Raw genomic sequence first — 16,040 nt, forward strand, 5'->3', positions numbered from 1 at the left:
CGAGTTAGTCGCGAGAGTATATAAATGCGTCGCTCAAAATCGCAGGACGTGAGTAATATCGATTCGTAACGGTAGTGTAGCGGTTCGGGGCTATCCGCCCCTTATCGATCGCCGCCGAGTCGGCGGATCGGCCGGTCCGAGCGCCCGGTCCGGGCGGCCGCTCCCTCCGGCGTTTATACCGCTCGACGACGAACGACCGAGGCATGGAACGGGTCACCCACGACGGCCGGGAGACGGCGTACCGGCGCTTCGACCGCGGCGGCGACGGGCCGACGGTCTGTTTCGTTCACGGCAGCGGCGGGACGAAGGACGTCTGGAAGTCGCAGGCGCGGATCGCGGACCGGTTTCCGGGCGTCGCGGTCGACCTCTCCGGGCACGGCGACAGCGACGACGTTGCGACGCCCGCTGGCGCCGAGACTCTCGACGCGTACGCGGACGATGTGATCGCCGTCGCGGAGCGGACGGACGCGACCGTGCTCTGCGGCAACTCGCTCGGCGGCGCGGTCGCGCTATGGGTCGCCCTGGAGCGCGATCTCGCGCTCGACAGCCTCGTCCTCGCGGGCACGGGCGCGAAGCTCTCCGTGGCCGAGCCCCTCCGCGACGCGCTCGCCGAGGACTTCGACCGGGCCGTCTCGGTGCTCCACGAGCCGGACCGACTCTTCCACGACGCGCCCGCCGAGTACGTCGAACTGTCGGAGGCGTCGATGTGCGCGTGCGGGCGAGAGGTCACCGAACGCGACTTCCTGACGTGCCACCGCTTCGACGTTCGGGACCGACTCGACGCGGTCGACGTGCCGGCGCTCGCGCTCGTCGGCGCACACGACGGGCTCACTCCTCCGGCGTACCACGAGTATCTCGCCGAGGAGATTCCGGACGGGGAGTGGTCCGAGGTCCCGGACGCCGCCCACCTCGCGATGCTCGAAGTGCCGGCCGTTTTCAACGAGGCGCTCTCGGCGTACCTCGACCGGTTGTAGGCCGCCGCTCGCGGCGGCGGTCGTGGCGACCGCGAGAGACCGCGCGCACCGCGACGCCCGCGCATGTACGCTTTTAGGTCGCTCGCGCGTCGCGGGGGCACATGGTTGACAGCGACGAACGGGACGCGGACACGGGTCGGGCGAGCGCTCCCGACGGACCGGGCGCTCCGAGCGGCGCGGACGGGCCGTCAGCGGCGGGGGACCGGACCGATCCCGCGCACGGACCCGCCGAGCCGGACCTCAACGACCTGCTCGCGACGCTCGACGCCCTGAGCGACACGGTCGACGAGGGACACGAGCGGGAGAAGGTCAGACAGACCATCTCGCTCGTCGAGCGGATGCCCGGGACGGGCGCGCTCGCCGAGCGGATCACCAAGTACACCTCCCGGGACCTGGCCGAGTCGTTCGTGGGGGCGGTGCTGTTCGCGCTCCCGCTGCTCGTCGAGGGCGGCGTCTTCGAGATCGCGGCCTGGTTCGCGGCCGTCACCGTCGCCGGCGTCCCGGTCCTCCTGATCGGCCACGTGGGGTTCATCTTCCTCGCGACCGCGGGGCTCCTCTACTTCGCCGACTTCCGGCAGATCACGATCAGACACCCGATCTTCGGCCTCATCCCCCGTCGGTACGCGGGCGTCCTGCTCGTCTCGCTGGCGACTTCGTCGGCGATGCTGCTCTTCTGGGGCCGGCTCCACGAGGGGGACCCGACCGCGATCGAACGGGCCGGCCGCATCGCGGTCGTCTGGGCCGCGGCCGCGTTCGGGGCCGGACTCGGGGACATCCTTCCCGGAGAGTCGCAGGGCGAGGACCTCGGGAAGTTCGACCTCGACATCGGCGACGACTGAGCCGAGGCCGGCGACCCCGCCCGCACGACCGACATCGGACCTCGGAGTCGGACCCCGTTTTTCCACAGGTTTTTCGCCACGGCGGCCCTATCTGTCGATATGTCAGCGCTACGTGACGCGCTCCGGGACCTCCCGGACGCGGTGTTTGCGGACTTACTTGAGTCGGACGACGGGTACGTCCTCGTCGTCGACCTCCCGGGCGCGACCGCCGAGACCACCGAGGTGCTCGTCGAGGACGGGCGCATCGACATCGAGGGACGCCGCGACAAGGCCGTCCCCGAGGGATTCGAGTACGTCCGCGAGGACCGCCCGCTGTTCCTCGACGCGGAGCTGCCCCTCCCGAGCGACGCCGACGGTGCGGGCGCGGACGCCGAAATCGACCGCGGCGTCCTCGAAATCTCGCTCCCAAAGCGGGAACGCGACGTCTCCAAGAGCATCCCCGTCGACGGCGCGGACGACGAGGGCGACGCCTGACGGGTGGTCACGCTGGTCAACCTTCGCGCCTACTGGCGGTTCGTCGTCGTCCTGCGGCAGTTCTCGCCGCTCATCGTCGCCTACTGGCGTGACAGCCGACGCTACTTCCTGTTCGGCGGGAGCCGCGAGGTCGACGCCGAGACGCAGCGCGAGCGCGCCGCGGTGCTGCTCGACATCCTGCTTACCCTCGGCCCGACGTTCATCAAGCTCGGGCAGATCCTCTCGACGCGGCCGGACATCCTCCCGCCGGCGTACATCGAGGTGCTGGAGGGGCTCCAGGACGACGTGCCGCCCGCGCCCTGGGAGGAGTCGAAGGTCGTCCTCGAAGACGAGTTCGGGCCGGTCGACGAGACGTTCGACGACTTCGACCGCGATCCGATAAGCGGCGCCAGCCTCGGGCAGGTGTACACCGCGGAGTACGAGGGGAACCCGGTCGCGGTGAAGGTTCGCCGCCCGGGGATCGAGTCGCTCGTCGAGGCCGACCTCCGGACGATCCGCTGGTCGATCCCGCTCGTCAAGCGGTTCACCGGCGCCGGTCGGGCGTTCTCGCTGGAGAACCTCGCCGACGAGTTCGCGAAGACGATCCGCGAGGAGATGGACTACGAGCGCGAGCGGACGATGCTCGAAGAGATCCGCGGCAACTTCGCGGACAACGACCGGATCCGGATTCCGGAGACGTACGAGCCGGTCTCCGGGCCTCGAGTACTCACGATGGAGTACGTCCCGGGGACCAAGATCAGCGACATCGACGCGCTCGACGAGGCGGGCCACGACCGGACGGCGATCGCGGAGACGCTCCAGGAGGTGTACCTCCAGATGATCATCGAGGACGGCGTGTTCCACGCCGACCCCCACCCGGGGAACCTCGCGGTCGCGGACGACGGCACCGTGATCTTCTACGACTTCGGGATGGCGGGCCGGGTCGACCCGTTCGTCCAAGAGAAGATCGTCGAGTTCTACGTCGCGGTCGCGCGGCAGGACATCGACGCCATCCTCGACACGCTGATCTCGATGGGGACGCTCTCGCCGGAGGCCGACCGCGAGGTGATGGGGAACGTGATGGAGCTCGCCATCGCCGACGCCAGCGGCGAGGACATCGAGCAGTACCAGGTGAATCAGATCATCGAGCAGGTGGAGTCGACCATCTACGAGTTCCCGCTGCGACTCCCGCCGGACCTCGCCTTGGTCCTCCGGGTCGCCACCGTCGTCGAGGGGGTCTGCGTCACCCTCGACCCCGAGTTCGACTTCATCTCGACGGCGACCGACTACCTCCGCGAGGAGGGGTACTACGAGCAGACCGCCCGCGACCTCGCCGAGGACGCCGGCCGGCAGGTGCAACAGACCACCGAGGCGCTGTTCACGGTGCCGCCGAAGGCCGACGAGTTCCTCGACCGCGCCAACCGCGACGACCTGACGGTCAACGTCGTGCTGGAAGACGATACGAAGGTGCTGGAGAAGCTCGCGATGCGGATCGCCTACTCCGTGCTGCTCGCGGTCGGCGTCCTCTCGGCGACGATCCTCTACTCGTTCACGCAGGAGTGGCGGCTCGCGGCGGTCGTTCTCGCGCTGGCATCGCCGCTCGCGATCGCCTTGTACCGGTCGTTCCGGAAGAAGCGCGGGCTCCGAACCACGCCCCAGTTCACCAGACAGGGGATGAAGAACCGGCGCGACGACTGATCTGCGGCGTCACGCCGCGATGACTTGGATCGGCACGAGGAGGAAACAGAGCGCGCCGACGGCGAACGTGGCGAGGCCGACCGCGAGCCGCGGGAGTCCCACCCCTCCCTCGTCGGTCGGGTCCGCCGGGCCGTTGAACGCGATCACCGCCGCGAACACGCCCCAGAACGCCCAGAGCCCGACCGACTCGTTCAGCCCGAGCCCCCGCCAGAAGTGGAGGTACGCGGCGATCCCGAACAGCGCGCCCGGGACGAGCGCCGCCACCGTCTCCTGTCGCGGTCCGAGCATCGCCCGGACCATGTGGCCGCCGTCGAGCTGGCCGACCGGGAGGAGGTTCAGGAGGGTGAAGAACATCCCGACCCAGCCGCCGATCACCACCGGGTGGGCGGTGAGCCGCGGATCGCCGTAGCTCGTCGGCTGGCCGAGGACGCCGGCGATGAGGTCCAAGAGCGGCGGGTTGTTGAACCGGATCACCGGGCCGGACGAGTTCGCGAGCTCCGCCGGCACCTGAATCGGGTCCAGCGAGAGGCCGATAACCGTCACGACGACCGTCGCGACCAGCCCCGCGATCGGTCCGGCGGCGCCGATGTCGAAGAGGACCTTCCGCGAGGGCATCCGCCCGCGGATCCGGATCACCGCGCCGAGCGTGCCGAACGGGAAGATGAAGGGGATGACGTACGGGAGCGAAACGGGGACGCCGTGGTAGCGCCCGGCGGCGTAGTGGCCGAGCTCGTGGGTCATCAGGACGCCGAGGACCGCGGCGGTGAACGGCCACGCCTGAAGCAGCGTCAGCGGGTTCGACTGTATCTCCGCGAGCGGGACGTAGTACCAGCCGTACGCGCCGACGAACAGCGTCGAAAGGAGGGTGGCCGCGAACATGGCGACGTTCACCCACGGGATCCCGTCGCGGCCGCGGTCGAACGGCGTCGCGACGACGACGTGGCCGTCGTCGACGACCTCGACGTCGACCTCGTAGCCCGCCTCGCGGAAGTGCGGGGTCAGCTTCCGCAGCAGCGTCCGCTCCGGGACGTACGACTCGCCGCGGTATCGCACGCGGCCGTCTTCGCGGCGGACCTCGTCGATCCGGAAGAACGTCCGGAGGGGCTCCGGACGCGGCGCGCCGTCCCCGGCCGCCGCCGCGTCCTCGTGTTCTGGCATCGTCACGTCGTAACTGGTCGGCGAGTATAAACCCCGCGTCGGCGGGGGAGCGAACCGGAAACGGGGGACCGGCCGTCCGCTCGTGTTCGCCGGGCGGACGCGCGTGCGGTCAGAAAAGCGCGAGTCGGGGACCGGACCGCGGGCGTCAGTGCGGTGCTGTGCGTCGGGGGCGGTGCTGCCGGCGTCGGTCGGCGGAACGGACCGTCAGGCGGGCTCGACGCGCCAGGTCGTCGCGCCCGTGTACGACCACTTCTCGACGGTGAGCTCCGTCGCGGAGTCGCGGAGCTTCACCATCAGGGCGCCGATCTCCTTCGGCGAGAGGTCGACGTCCTCGGAGATGAACTTCCCTTTGAAGTACATCTCGCCGTCTTGGGCGCGGTCGATCAGGTACTGCTTGAGCCGCTCTTCCTTGCTGCTGTCGTCGTTCGCGCTCGCGTTCGTGGAGGGGTTCGCTGTCGCGCTCATAGTACACCCCACGCTTGCCGACGGAGGGTGTTATAAAGGTGACACCGTTGGGCGACGTTCAGGGGGTTTCAGGGCGTTTCACCGAACCCGCCTGGATAAAACGTGTCTGACGGACTCTTTACAACGGTTCTAAAACGGCGCAGGAATTTTATAATCTGTTTTGAGGGAGTTTTTGTCGCTGACCACTCGGTAAGCGAGTCACCCGCCGTCGCCGCGTTTGCCCGACAACTACCAGCAAAATAATCCGCGTAAATCCGTCTCGGAGCGGCCGCGCGCTCCTCGCGCGGTCGTCTCGCGGGAGGTTCTCGGCCGCGCTCCGGTTCTCGGAACCGTCCCCGACGCCCGCTCAGTCGCGCCGGTGGACCCAGAACGTCTCCGACTCCGTCGCCTCCTTCTTGAATATCGGCACCTCGTCTTTCAGCCGGTCGATCCCGTCCTCGACCGTCCGGAACGCCTCCCGGCGGTGCCCGGCGAGGACGACGACGAACACGATGTCCTCTCCGGCCTCAATCACGCCCGTGCGGTGGTACATCCGCACGTCGAAGACGCCGTCGCGCTCCGCGAGTTCGTCGGCGATGTCGTCCATCCGCGCCTCGGCGACCCCTTCGTACTTCTCGAACGCGAGGTGCGTCGTCCGGTCGTCGCCCGGGGCCTCGCGGGCGCGCACGCGTCCGGTGAACGTAGCGATCGCGCCCGACCGCTCCGCGTCCGCCGAGGCCTCGACGCGCCGCACGAGCGTCTCGCGGGTGATCCACGGCTCCGCGTCGTCGAGGTCGTCGACGAGCGCGTCGAGGTCGAGCCCGTCCGGGCGCTCCGCGGTCGCGAGGACCGTCCCCGGCACGCCCTCGGGGCCCGGATCGGGGCCGAGGAGGACCGCGGGCACGCGCAGCCGCGACTCGTCGACCGCCAGCAGGTAGTCGTGGTCGGGGGCGAGCCCGTCGAGCAGGTCGTCGAACCCGTCGATCGTCCCGCGGCCGCTCCAGTTCCCGTCCGCGTCGAATGAAATCTCGGTGTCGATCGCCGGACGCTGCGCCGGGTCGGCGACCTCGCCCTCGACCGCGCCGCCGTCGGCGGCCCGGTCGCTCCGGTCCGGTCCGCTTCGCTCTCCGCCGGTCGAGTCGTCGCCGCGCTCCACGACGGCGACCCGACCGTCGAGGCGGTCCGCGAGCCGTCGCGCCAGCGTCGGGGCCCCGTCGCCGACGATCGATATCGGTCGCATACCCGAGAGCGGGCCGCGACCGGCTTAGGCGTTTCCCGGTCAACCCGCTGCTCCGGCTCACCCCCCGTCTCCGGTCCCGCGGCGTCCGGGCTTGGCAATCCTTAAGACCGCGACAGGGGTACTCGTCGCCAATGAGAGTCGTCGTTTCTGTCGGCGGGAGCGTGCTCGCGCCGGACCTCGACCCCGAGCGCGTGGCCGCGTACGCCGAGGCGATCGAACGGCTGGTCGCCGAGGGCTGCGAGGTCGGAGTCGTCGTCGGCGGCGGCGGTGTCGCCCGCGAGTACATCCGGACGGCCCGCGAGATCGGGGCCAACGAGGTCGAACTCGATCGGCTCGGCATCGGGACGACCCGGCTCAACGCCCGGCTGCTGATCGCCGCGCTCGGGGACCGCGCCAACCTCGCGCCCGCGACCGACTACGAGGAGGCGGGCGCCGCCCTCCGCCGCGGCGAGGCAGCGGTGATGGGCGGCGTGACGCCGGGACAGACGACCGACGCGGTCGCCGCCGCGTTCGCCGAGTCGGTCGACGCCGACCTGCTCGTGTTCGCCACGAACGCCGACGGCGTGTACGACGCCGACCCCAACGCCGACCCCGACGCGACCCAGTTCGCGTCGCTGTCGCCGGCCGAACTCGTCGACGTCGTCGTCCCGATGAGCCGCGACGCGGGCGCGTCCGCGCCCGTCGACCTGTTCGCGGCGAAACTGATCGACCGGGCCGGGCTCCGGTCGATCGTCCTCGACGGGACCGACCCGACCGCCGTCGTCGACGCCGTGTCGCGCGGCGACCACACGGGGACCGACATCGTCCCCGTCGAGGGTGAGGAACCGGACTACTGGACGGAGGAGCGATGAGCGCGGACGACGCGTCCGCCGCCCCCGACGACTCCCCGCACATCCTCTCCGAGCAGACCGCGCCCGACGACGGGGAGGCCGGCGACGGGGAGGACCCGGCCGAGGAGTCCGCGGAGGCGTTCCACGCCTTCTGGGCCGACGTCGTCGCGGACGAGATCGAGGCCCGAGACCCCGACGAGCCGATCGTGATCAAGGGCGGCGTCTCCCCCTCGGGGGTCGCCCACCTCGGCAACTTCAACGAGATCATGCGCGGCTACTTCGTCGCCGAGGTGCTCCGCGACCGCGGCCACGAGGTCCGACAGGTGTTCACCTCCGACGACAGGGACCCGCTGCGGAAGGTGCCGCGGAAGCTGGCGAACGCGGACGGCGACATCGTCGGGCTCGGCGAGGTCGACGCCGGCGCGCTCGGCCGCAACCTCGGGAAGCCGTACACCGAGATTCCGGACCCGTTCGGCGAGGCCGAGTCGTACGCGGCCCACTTCGCCGGCCTGCTGAAGGCCGACGCCGACCGCCTGAACGTCCCCGTCGAGATGCTCTCGAACACCGAGCTGTACGCCGACGGGGCGTTCGACGACGCGATCCGGACCGTCCTCGGGGACGTCGAGCGCGTCCGCGAGGTGCTCTCGCCGTACCAAGACAAGGTCGACGACGAGTACGTCCCCTTCAACCCGATCTGTTCGGCGTGCGGGAAGGTCACGGAGACGGTGACGGGAATCGACCTCGAAAGCGAGACCGTCGACTACGTCTGTACCGACATGGACGCCGGCGGCAACACCATCGAGGGGTGCGGCCACGAGGGCACCGCGACGTTCCGCGAGGGGAAGCTCCCGTGGCGGCTGGAGTGGCCCGCCCAGTGGGGCGTCCTCGGCGTCGACTTCGAGCCGTTCGGCAAGGACCACGCGGAGGGGTCGTGGCCCTCCGGCGTCGACGTCGCGCGGAACGTCTTCGGCGAGGAGCCGCCCGTCCCGATGGTGTACGAGTGGTTCACGCTCAACGGCGACGCGTTCTCCTCCTCCGAGGGCAACGTCGTCACGGTCCAGGAGCTGCTGGAGCTGATCGAACCCGAGGTGTTGCGCTACTTCTTCGCGCTCCACCCGAAGAAGGCCCGCGACCTCGACGTCGAGCGGCTCGACCAGCTGGTCGCCCGCTTCGACCGGTTCGAGCGCGCCTACTTCGGCGAGGTCGACGACCCCGACCTCACCGCCTTCGCCGAGCGCGCCTACCCGTTCGTCGTCGGCCGGCCCGACGACCCGCCCACCGAGAAGCCGATCCGGCTCCCGTACACGTTCGCGGCGGTCCTCGGGATGGTGGACGACCCCGCCTTCCGCGAGCGGCTCGCCCGCGATGAGGGACACATCCCCGAGGACGCGGACTCCGACGCCGTCGACGCCGCGCTCGCCCGCGTGGAGCAGGCCCGGAACTGGGCCGAGCGGACGGCCAACGAGTACGACTACCGCCTCCAGACCGACCTCCCCGCGGTCGAGTTCGACGAGGACGTCGCGGCCGCGCTCGACGACCTCGCCGACTTCGTCGCGGCCGGCCACGACGGGGAGGCGATTCAAGGCGAGATCTACGAGACCGCCCGCGACCACGGCGTCGAGGTGAGCGAGTTCTTCGCCGCGGGCTACCGCCTCTTCTTCGACGACACGCAGGGCCCGCGGCTCGGGGAGTTCCTCGGCGAACTGGAGCGCGACTACGTCGTCGACCGGCTCCGACGGGAGGCGTAGATGCCCGACGACCGCTCGCTCGACGACTTCGCCGGTGACGAAGACACGAATTCCGGCGCTGCCGCGGACACCGCGGACGACGGCACAGATGGCGTTGACGGCGATGACGCCGCCGACTCCTCCCCGGACGACGCGGACTCGGATGCCCCGAGCGATCCGAACGACGCCGTCGACCCGGCCGACGTCGACCAAGCGGTCGCCACCTCGACATGGCACGCCGACGGCGCGGCGTGCGACCGCTGCGGCGAGTCCGTCGACCGCCGCTGGCGCGACGACGACGCCCTCGTCTGCGCCGACTGCGCGTCGTGGTGACGGCGCGGAACCGGCGGTCAAAACTTAAGCCGTCGGCCGTTGAATTGTTGCCTACAGAGAAAATTCGCCACGTAATAAATTAAATATAAATGAAATACATTTCGGAGCTACTGTACGGGCGGTCTGCGGCCGCCCTCACGGCGGCGTACCTCTGTCTCGGAGCGCTGTTCGCGGTCCCGGTCGACCTCGCGGTCGCGTCGGCGAACGGGACCGCGGCGAGGTGGACGCCGACGCGCCTCGTCGGGGACTGGCTGCTCGTCGTCGGGTCCGGCGGACTCCTCTACGGCGCGGTCACGCATCACCGGCGGCGGGCGGAGGCCGCCTACCGAGACCTCGAAACCTCCAACCAGCAGCTACAGGTGTTGAGCCGGGTGTTCCGGCACAACGTCCGCAACGACCTCAACGTGATTCAGGGGTACACCGACCTGCTGGCCGACCGGATCGACGACGAGCGAAGCAGACAGTGCCTGGAGACGATCCGACAGACGACCGACGACGTCGTCGCGATCAGCGAGAAGCTTCGGGTGATCGAGGACGCTTCGCCCGATCTCCCGGACGGCCGCGTGAACCTCGTCGACGCCGTCCACGAGGCGGTCGGGGTCGTGGACGCCGACGGCGCCGCGGTCACGGTGGAAACCCCCTCCGAGGCGTGGATCCGCGCGGACGACTCCGTGGCGTTCCCGATCCGGGAGGTGTTCGAGAACGCGGTCACGCACAACGACGGCGCGACGCGGCGCGTGGCGGCGACGATCCGCGAGAACGGGACGACCACCTGTCTGGAGATCACCGACAACGGGCCGGGGATCCCGCCGGACGAGCGAGCGGTGTTACAGGCCGAAGAAGAGACACCGCTCTCGCACGCGAGCAGCATCGGGCTGTGGCTCGTCAAGTGGATGTGCGAGACGCAGGGTGGGACCGTCCGGTTCGAGGCGACGGACGACGGCACCACGGTCCGGCTCCGGTTCGAGTCCGCGGCGCCGCCGGCTACTCCAGCTCGGTGATCGTCACGGCGTACACCGCGCCGCAGTTCCCGCATTCGACGTGGACCCCTCGGCTGGTCTCGCCGCGGGTGAACTCGGAGATCTCCTCCGAACACGAGCACTCGAACTGGACTTTCATTATCTGTTCTACAAGCTTCTGATATTTAAAACAAACCGACGCGGAATCAACGGCGAAAACCGGCGATCGCGGTATCACGCCGCACGGTGTCTCCGATCGGGCGACGCGGCCGCCGTCAGTCGTCGTCGACGATCACTTCGACGGGGCCGTCGTCCTCGTCGGCCGCGTCGGGTTCGTCGAAGTCGGCCGCGGCTCCGGACTGCTGCTGCTGGTAGTAGAGCCCGCCGGCGACCGCGAGGACGATCCACGACCGCCAGCTGGCGAGGTTCAGCGTGTAGCCGATGCCGAACGGCTTCTCGACGAGCATCCCCTTACCGGGCTGCCAGTACGACGAAAGCAGGCGCCCGAGGCTCGGGCGCTCGAAGTTGTACGGGATTCCGAGAATCTCTCCCGACGACGGTTTGTCTCCCATGCCAGTCACTCTGTCCGCTGGCACCATAAATCGTGGCGCCATCGGACGCCGACCGCAGCGGGGAGCGCGGCCGTGCTGACGCCGCGGCCGGCGGCTCCGGACGCCTTCAGCGATACCGGCCGCGGTCCGCCACGTCGCGGAGCCGTTCGAGGACCTCACCCTCGCCGACCGCCTCGTACCCCGCCTCGAACGCCGCGATCAGCGGGTCGGGATCGCTCGCAGTCGCCCGGATCGACCCCTCGAACACGTGGAGGTCCATCGCGTGGTCCTCGACGTGACCGGTGTGGTAGCCGAGTCCGAAGTCGATGAGGTACGTCCCCGGCGCCGTGTCGGGCTCGCCGTTCGCCGTCTGCCCCGCGACGCTGTCGGGCGACACGCGCACGTTCCGCGTCGTCGGGTCGCCGTGGACGATTCCCGCGCCGTGGAGCCGCGCGAGGTGGCGGCCGACCGCCTCGGTCGCGCGCTCGTCGAGGGCGGTCGCGAGGTCGCGCTCGCCGACGTACTGGAGCGTCAACGTCGCGGTCGCGAGGTCGACGTCGTACACGAGCGGCGTCGGCACGCCCGCGCGCCGCGCCTCCCTCGTTAGCCGCGCCTCCGCGACGGTCCGATCGCGCCTGAGCGCCCGGTCGAGTTCGGGGTGGCGGTACGACTTCTCGACCCGCCGCTTGATCACCCGGCGGTCTCCTTCGGTCCCGGTGACCGTCACGGTTGCCTCCGCGCCGCGGCGGTCCGCCTCTGGGTCCCGCGCCGTGCCGCCCGCTCCGCCAGTTGCGCCGCCGCGCGCGACCGACTCCCCGTCGCGCCACGTCACCGGCACTCGGTCCGGTCGGAAGTTCGGGTCGACCGCGGACTCAGCGATCGGAACCGTGTCTCCCGCGGCGGCCATCTTTGCCCCCAACACGGCGATCATCCCCGCGTTGTCGCGGAGGAAGCGCGGCTCCGGGGCGTGGAAGTCGGCGCCGCGCGCCTCGCACATCGCGGCCAGCATTTCGCGAAGGCGGTCGTTCTGTGCGACGCCGCCGCCCAGCACGAGTTCGTCGGCGCCCGTCAGCGACAGCGCGCGCTCGGACACCTCGGTGAGCATCGCGAACACGTGCTCCTGGAGCGAAAAGCAGATTTCCTCCACCGGGACGCCGTCGTCCGCGGCGTCGTTGGCGGCCGAGCTGATCCCGGAAAACGAGAAGTCCATCCCCTTGACGACGTACGGCATATCGAGGAGCTCGGCGCCGCCACCATCTTCGTCCGCCTCGGACGCGTACTCCGCGGCCGCCGCCTCCACCTTCGGGCCGCCGGGGTGGCTCCAGCCGACGTGGCGCGTGAACTTGTCTATCGCGTTGCCCACGCCGGCGTCCATCGTCTCGCCGAGGACGCGGTAGCGTCCGTCGTGGTAGCCGAGCAGGTGCGCGTTCGCACCCGAGGCGTTCAGGCAGACCGGGTTGTCGAAGCCGGACTGATGGCGACCGATCTCCAAGTGCGCCACCATGTGGTTGACGCCGACGAGGGGGACGTCGAGCGTCCCGGCGAGCGACCGCGCCGCGGTCCCCACGATCCGGAGGCAGGGGCCGAGCCCCGGGCCCCGAGAGAAGGCGACCGCGTCAATCGCGTCTGGGCCGTGTTCGTCCTCGGCTGCGGTCAACACTCGGTCGACGACCGCGGGGATCGCCTCCGACATGTGTTCGGCGGCCTCGCGCGGGTGAATACCGCCGCTGTCCGGCTCGTAGGGGTCGGATTCGATGAGAACTGAGTCGGTCTCGGCGTCGTACAGCGCGGCGCTGGCGCACCACGCGGTACCCTCGATGCCGAGAACGCGCATCCGGCGGGGTTACGCTTCCTCGGCGTCCGCCTCTTCGCCGCCGATCTTGTTGCGTTCGAGCATGTGATCCTGCTCGACGTCCAGCGCGTCGGCCGCGGAGTCGTACACCTTCGCGTAGCCGACCGTCTTGCGCATGCCGAACTTCGTGTCGAGCTCGTGGACGACGACTTCCTCGGAGTCCTTGTCGAGCTTGGCCGCCAGCGAGTCGCGGACCGACAGCCGCGAGGGGGTTGCCTCCTCGTGAGTCGTCTCGAAACGGATGTCCGTGCGGTGCAGCATCGGGTTCTCCTCTTCGGAGATGATATCGACGTCCATGGTTCAGTTGGGCGTATATCCCCTCGAAAGCTGTAAAAGGATTTCGAAGCGGGGGTGACGCCGCCGAACCGCTCGCCGATCGTCGTCCGAGCGCCCCGTTCGGCGTCAGGGTTTCACTTCCTCGGACCGTGTGTCTCGTTACCACACAGATGTCCGACGACGCCCGATTCGACCCGGCCGACCGCTCGGAGTACGACCTCGTCCGGGCGGCGAACGTCATCGTCCCGCTGTCGCCGGTCCGCAAGGCCCGGATCTGCGGCGGCGTCGCGCTCCTCGGTTCGCTCGCGGCGCCGGTCGTCGCGACCCTGCCCGGGGCCGTCCGCGAGGCGGCGTTCTCGGGACCCCCGCTCGCGACGCCGCTCGGCGTCGCGGCGGTCGTGCTGGTCGGCGCCCTCGCGGCCGGCGGGGCCGGCCTCGGCCTCGTCGCGCTCCAACGACGCCTCGCACGCGGCCCCGAACCGAGCGGCGACGGCGTCTGGAGGGTCCTCGCCGTCGAGGACGCGCTCACGGGAATCGGGTTCGTCACCGGGGGTCTCGGCGTCGTCGTCGGCCTCACGCTGCTGGCGAGCGGTCACTGGGGCGTCGACGCGCTGGAGACCCTCCGCAGAAACGGAACCGAACCGTACGCCCCGGTCTCGGCGCTGCCGGTCACGCCGCGGCTGACGACCGCGGTCGCGCTGGCGGTCGGTCTCGTCGTCCTCGCGGCCACCGTCGCCGTCGACGGCGAGTGACGCCGACCGCTCGGTTCGCCTACTCCGAGCCGGTCCCGTCGAAGCCGTCCGGGTCGACGCCCAAAATCTCGTACGCGGCCGCGGTGTCGCCCGTCAATCCCTCGAACAGCTCTCGCGCCTCCCGTCGGGTCTCGGGCGTGATCGCCACGCGGACCATCCCCTCGCCGGGCTGCCCGTAGACGACGGTCGACCCGAGCGGCGCCGCCAGCATCGCCGGCAGCGCCGCCAGGTCCTCCTCGCCGGTCACCTGGATCGTCACCGGTTCGGCGGCCGCGAGCCCCTCGGCGAGCGCGTCGAGCAGCGCCGCCGACAGCGCCGCCGCCGGGTTCTCGACGGGAATGCGCCGCTCGTCCGTGGCAGAAAGCGCGGTCGCTATCTCCTCGCGGACCGCCTCGCGCTCCGTCTTCCCGTCGACCAGCGCGGCGTCCGGAACGCGGCCGGCCTCCCGGAGGTGGTAGGTGACCACGTCGCCGACCGCGACCAGCCGGGGGGCACCCTCGTCCGGCGATCCGTGTCGCTCGCGGGTCTCGTCGACGGCCCGCAAGAGCGCGGCGGCATCGGTCGTGACCGGTCCCAGCGGCTCCTTGAACGCATCGCGAAGCGATTCGGGGAGGGTGAGAAGCGGGTCGGTCGGGTCGGTCATCGGCTTCGTGTGGGGCCTCTTCGGCCGGTTATCTGACCTTGAGCGCGTACGCGCCCGCCTCGGAGACGTTCATCTCCTCGGCGATGTCGCTGTCCTCGGGCTTGGTGATGATGACGTAGCCCGCCCAGTCCTCCGTCAGCGACGAGGACCCGCAGAGCGCGCACGTCTGGGCGTCCGGATCGTTGACGTGGTGACACTCCCGGCAGGCCAGGCGGTCCTCGGCCATCAGTCAGCCTCCTCACCGGTCTGCTCGCGGTGTTTCCGCTGGCCCTCCAGCCAGTCGTGCTTCCCGAGGCCGGGCTGTTTCGCCGTGAGCCCGATCTTCGAGTCCCGGGGGTTCCGCTCGTCGATGCTCTTGGTGACGACGCGGACGCGGACCGCGTCGTCGACGCCGAGCGTCTTGTCGGAGTCCGACGAGGCGAGCTGCTGGTTCGCGCCGTCGAACGTGAGGTACTCGTCGGTGATCTGCGAGACGTGGAGCAGCCCGTCCACCGGCCCGATCCCGACGAAGGCGCCGAACTCCACCGTCTCGACGACGGTGCCGTCGGCGACCTCCTGCATCTCGGGGTCGTAGGTGAGCGCGTCGAACTCCGCCTCGTAGTAGACGCCGGGCCGGTTGTGTAACACCGCCCCCTCGCCGATGTCGTGAACCTCGATGACGCTCACGACGCTGCCGACGTCCTCGTCCATCCGTCCTTCCAGTTTGTCTTGGAGCAGGGCCTTCACCCGCTCGTCGGTGACGTCCGCCAGGTGCTTCGGCGGGACCTCGACCGTGTCCTTGAGTCGAACTCGTTTGTACATGTTGTTGGTTGTCCGCGGCCGCTATGGTTCCGTTATCGCCAGTGTGTTCCGACCCCTTAAACCGATTACTGGTGCGTCCACCGCCAGCACCCGTTTCGCGAGGGGTCCGTCGACCGTGACGACGGCGTCGACCCGGCCGGCCGCGGCCAGGGCGACGAGCGCGTCGTCGGCGTACGATTCGTCCGTCTCCACCGCCTCCGCCCGCTCCGCGAGGTCCGCTCCGACGCTCGCGGCGGTCGCCTCCGCGCCGTTTCCGCCTTGGAGGCCGTCGAGCTCCGCCAGGACCGCCGTCGGCACCGCGGCCTCGTAGCCGCCGAGGAGCCGATCCAGCTCCTCGAACAGCCGCAGATCGGCCTCGACCGGCGCCATCAGCGCGCTCGCGTCGAGCGCCACGACCGGGACGCCGGGACCGTCGCCCGCGAGGTCCTCGGTGCGGGCGTCGTCGGACTGCGCCTCGCTGCCGCCCGCGGGCGCCGATTCCGGACCGTCCGCGCGGGCGTCGTCGGCCAC

At 70.2% G+C, this 16,040-nt stretch carries 20 protein-coding genes; 9 read left to right on the plus strand and 11 right to left on the minus strand.

Features of this window, described 5'->3' with window-relative positions; translation table 11 throughout:
- The first annotated feature begins 203 nt into the window (after positions 1-203).
- From C463_RS03645 to C463_RS03660, 4 genes are all read left to right on the plus strand, one after another.
- On the plus strand, positions 204-974 hold the full coding sequence (locus tag C463_RS03645) for an alpha/beta fold hydrolase (RefSeq protein ID WP_008441163.1): 771 nt from the start codon (positions 204-206) through the stop codon (positions 972-974).
- A 101-nt stretch (positions 975-1,075) separates the two neighbouring features.
- Complete coding sequence (locus tag C463_RS03650) at positions 1,076-1,813, plus strand: hypothetical protein (protein WP_008441164.1); 738 nt, start codon at positions 1,076-1,078, stop codon at positions 1,811-1,813.
- Positions 1,814-1,912: 99 nt separating this feature from the next.
- Positions 1,913-2,287 carry an Hsp20/alpha crystallin family protein gene (locus tag C463_RS03655; RefSeq protein WP_008441165.1) on the plus strand — a complete coding sequence of 125 codons (375 nt, stop codon included), beginning with the start codon at positions 1,913-1,915 and terminating at the stop codon, positions 2,285-2,287.
- Positions 2,288-2,290: 3 nt separating this feature from the next.
- Positions 2,291-3,964 (plus strand): ABC1 kinase family protein, encoded by a 1,674-nt coding sequence (locus C463_RS03660; RefSeq protein ID WP_008441166.1) that lies wholly within the window; start codon positions 2,291-2,293, stop codon positions 3,962-3,964.
- A gap of 9 nt (positions 3,965-3,973) precedes the next feature.
- Here C463_RS03660 and C463_RS03665 read toward each other — a convergent pair whose 3' ends face one another.
- The 3 genes from C463_RS03665 to C463_RS03675 all read right to left on the minus strand — a co-directional run bounded on the left by C463_RS03665 (position 3,974) and on the right by C463_RS03675 (position 6,806).
- Positions 3,974-5,122, minus strand: a complete 1,149-nt coding sequence (locus tag C463_RS03665) for a site-2 protease family protein (RefSeq protein ID WP_008441167.1) — start codon at positions 5,120-5,122, stop codon at positions 3,974-3,976.
- A 204-nt stretch (positions 5,123-5,326) separates the two neighbouring features.
- The gene (locus C463_RS03670) at positions 5,327-5,587 is read right to left on the minus strand and encodes a DUF7123 family protein (RefSeq protein ID WP_008441168.1); all 261 of its coding nucleotides are present in this window, start codon (positions 5,585-5,587) and stop codon (positions 5,327-5,329) included.
- Positions 5,588-5,933: 346 nt separating this feature from the next.
- Complete coding sequence (locus C463_RS03675; protein WP_008441169.1) at positions 5,934-6,806, minus strand: molybdopterin synthase; 873 nt, start codon at positions 6,804-6,806, stop codon at positions 5,934-5,936.
- A 131-nt stretch (positions 6,807-6,937) separates the two neighbouring features.
- Between C463_RS03675 and pyrH the strand changes: the two genes are divergently transcribed.
- The 4 genes from pyrH (at position 6,938) to C463_RS03695 (ending at position 10,697) form a co-directional block, all read left to right on the plus strand.
- Entirely contained in the window at positions 6,938-7,657 is a 720-nt protein-coding gene (pyrH, locus tag C463_RS03680; RefSeq protein ID WP_008441171.1) for a UMP kinase, read from the plus strand.
- Positions 7,654-9,384 (plus strand): lysine--tRNA ligase, encoded by a 1,731-nt coding sequence (lysS, locus tag C463_RS03685; RefSeq protein WP_008441172.1) that lies wholly within the window; start codon positions 7,654-7,656, stop codon positions 9,382-9,384. Before pyrH ends, lysS begins: the two co-directional genes overlap by 4 nt.
- Positions 9,385-9,696, plus strand: coding sequence for a DUF7573 domain-containing protein (locus tag C463_RS03690; protein WP_008441174.1), 312 nt, complete (start codon positions 9,385-9,387; stop codon positions 9,694-9,696).
- Positions 9,697-9,785: 89 nt separating this feature from the next.
- Positions 9,786-10,697: a sensor histidine kinase gene (locus C463_RS03695; RefSeq protein ID WP_008441176.1), complete on the plus strand. Its 912-nt coding sequence runs from the start codon at positions 9,786-9,788 to the stop codon at positions 10,695-10,697.
- Here C463_RS03695 and C463_RS19895 read toward each other — a convergent pair.
- From C463_RS19895 to C463_RS03710, 4 genes are all read right to left on the minus strand, one after another.
- Positions 10,681-10,815 (minus strand): hypothetical protein, encoded by a 135-nt coding sequence (locus tag C463_RS19895; RefSeq protein WP_004597316.1) that lies wholly within the window; start codon positions 10,813-10,815, stop codon positions 10,681-10,683. The genes C463_RS03695 and C463_RS19895 overlap by 17 nt on opposite strands.
- 115 nt (positions 10,816-10,930) lie before the next feature.
- Positions 10,931-11,227: a DUF5808 domain-containing protein gene (locus tag C463_RS03700; protein WP_008441178.1), complete on the minus strand. Its 297-nt coding sequence runs from the start codon at positions 11,225-11,227 to the stop codon at positions 10,931-10,933.
- Between the two features lie 106 nt (positions 11,228-11,333).
- On the minus strand, positions 11,334-13,040 hold the full coding sequence (locus tag C463_RS03705; protein WP_008441180.1) for a bifunctional N(6)-L-threonylcarbamoyladenine synthase/serine/threonine protein kinase: 1,707 nt from the start codon (positions 13,038-13,040) through the stop codon (positions 11,334-11,336).
- Between the two features lie 9 nt (positions 13,041-13,049).
- On the minus strand, positions 13,050-13,355 hold the full coding sequence (locus C463_RS03710; protein WP_006114412.1) for a 30S ribosomal protein S24e: 306 nt from the start codon (positions 13,353-13,355) through the stop codon (positions 13,050-13,052).
- Positions 13,356-13,504: 149 nt separating this feature from the next.
- On the opposite strand from C463_RS03710, the gene C463_RS03715 reads away from it, so the two are divergent.
- A complete protein-coding gene (locus C463_RS03715; RefSeq protein ID WP_008441183.1) occupies positions 13,505-14,086 on the plus strand; it encodes a hypothetical protein in 582 nt (193 codons plus the stop codon).
- Between the two features lie 19 nt (positions 14,087-14,105).
- Here C463_RS03715 and C463_RS03720 read toward each other — a convergent pair whose 3' ends face one another.
- Genes C463_RS03720 through C463_RS03735 form a run of 4 tightly spaced genes read right to left on the minus strand, consistent with a single transcriptional unit; the run spans position 14,106 to position 16,040 of the window.
- Positions 14,106-14,729, minus strand: a complete 624-nt coding sequence (locus C463_RS03720; protein WP_008441184.1) for a GTP-dependent dephospho-CoA kinase family protein — start codon at positions 14,727-14,729, stop codon at positions 14,106-14,108.
- Between the two features lie 28 nt (positions 14,730-14,757).
- Positions 14,758-14,955 (minus strand): transcription elongation factor subunit Spt4, encoded by a 198-nt coding sequence (gene spt4, locus C463_RS03725; RefSeq protein ID WP_006114409.1) that lies wholly within the window; start codon positions 14,953-14,955, stop codon positions 14,758-14,760.
- Positions 14,955-15,530: a DNA-directed RNA polymerase gene (locus tag C463_RS03730; RefSeq protein ID WP_008441185.1), complete on the minus strand. Its 576-nt coding sequence runs from the start codon at positions 15,528-15,530 to the stop codon at positions 14,955-14,957. Before C463_RS03730 ends, spt4 begins: the two co-directional genes overlap by 1 nt.
- A gap of 21 nt (positions 15,531-15,551) precedes the next feature.
- Complete coding sequence (locus tag C463_RS03735; RefSeq protein WP_008441186.1) at positions 15,552-16,040, minus strand: PIN domain-containing protein; 489 nt, start codon at positions 16,038-16,040, stop codon at positions 15,552-15,554.

This window comes from Halorubrum californiense DSM 19288, from assembly GCF_000336875.1.
Taxonomy (GTDB): Archaea; Halobacteriota; Halobacteria; order Halobacteriales; family Haloferacaceae; genus Halorubrum; species Halorubrum californiense.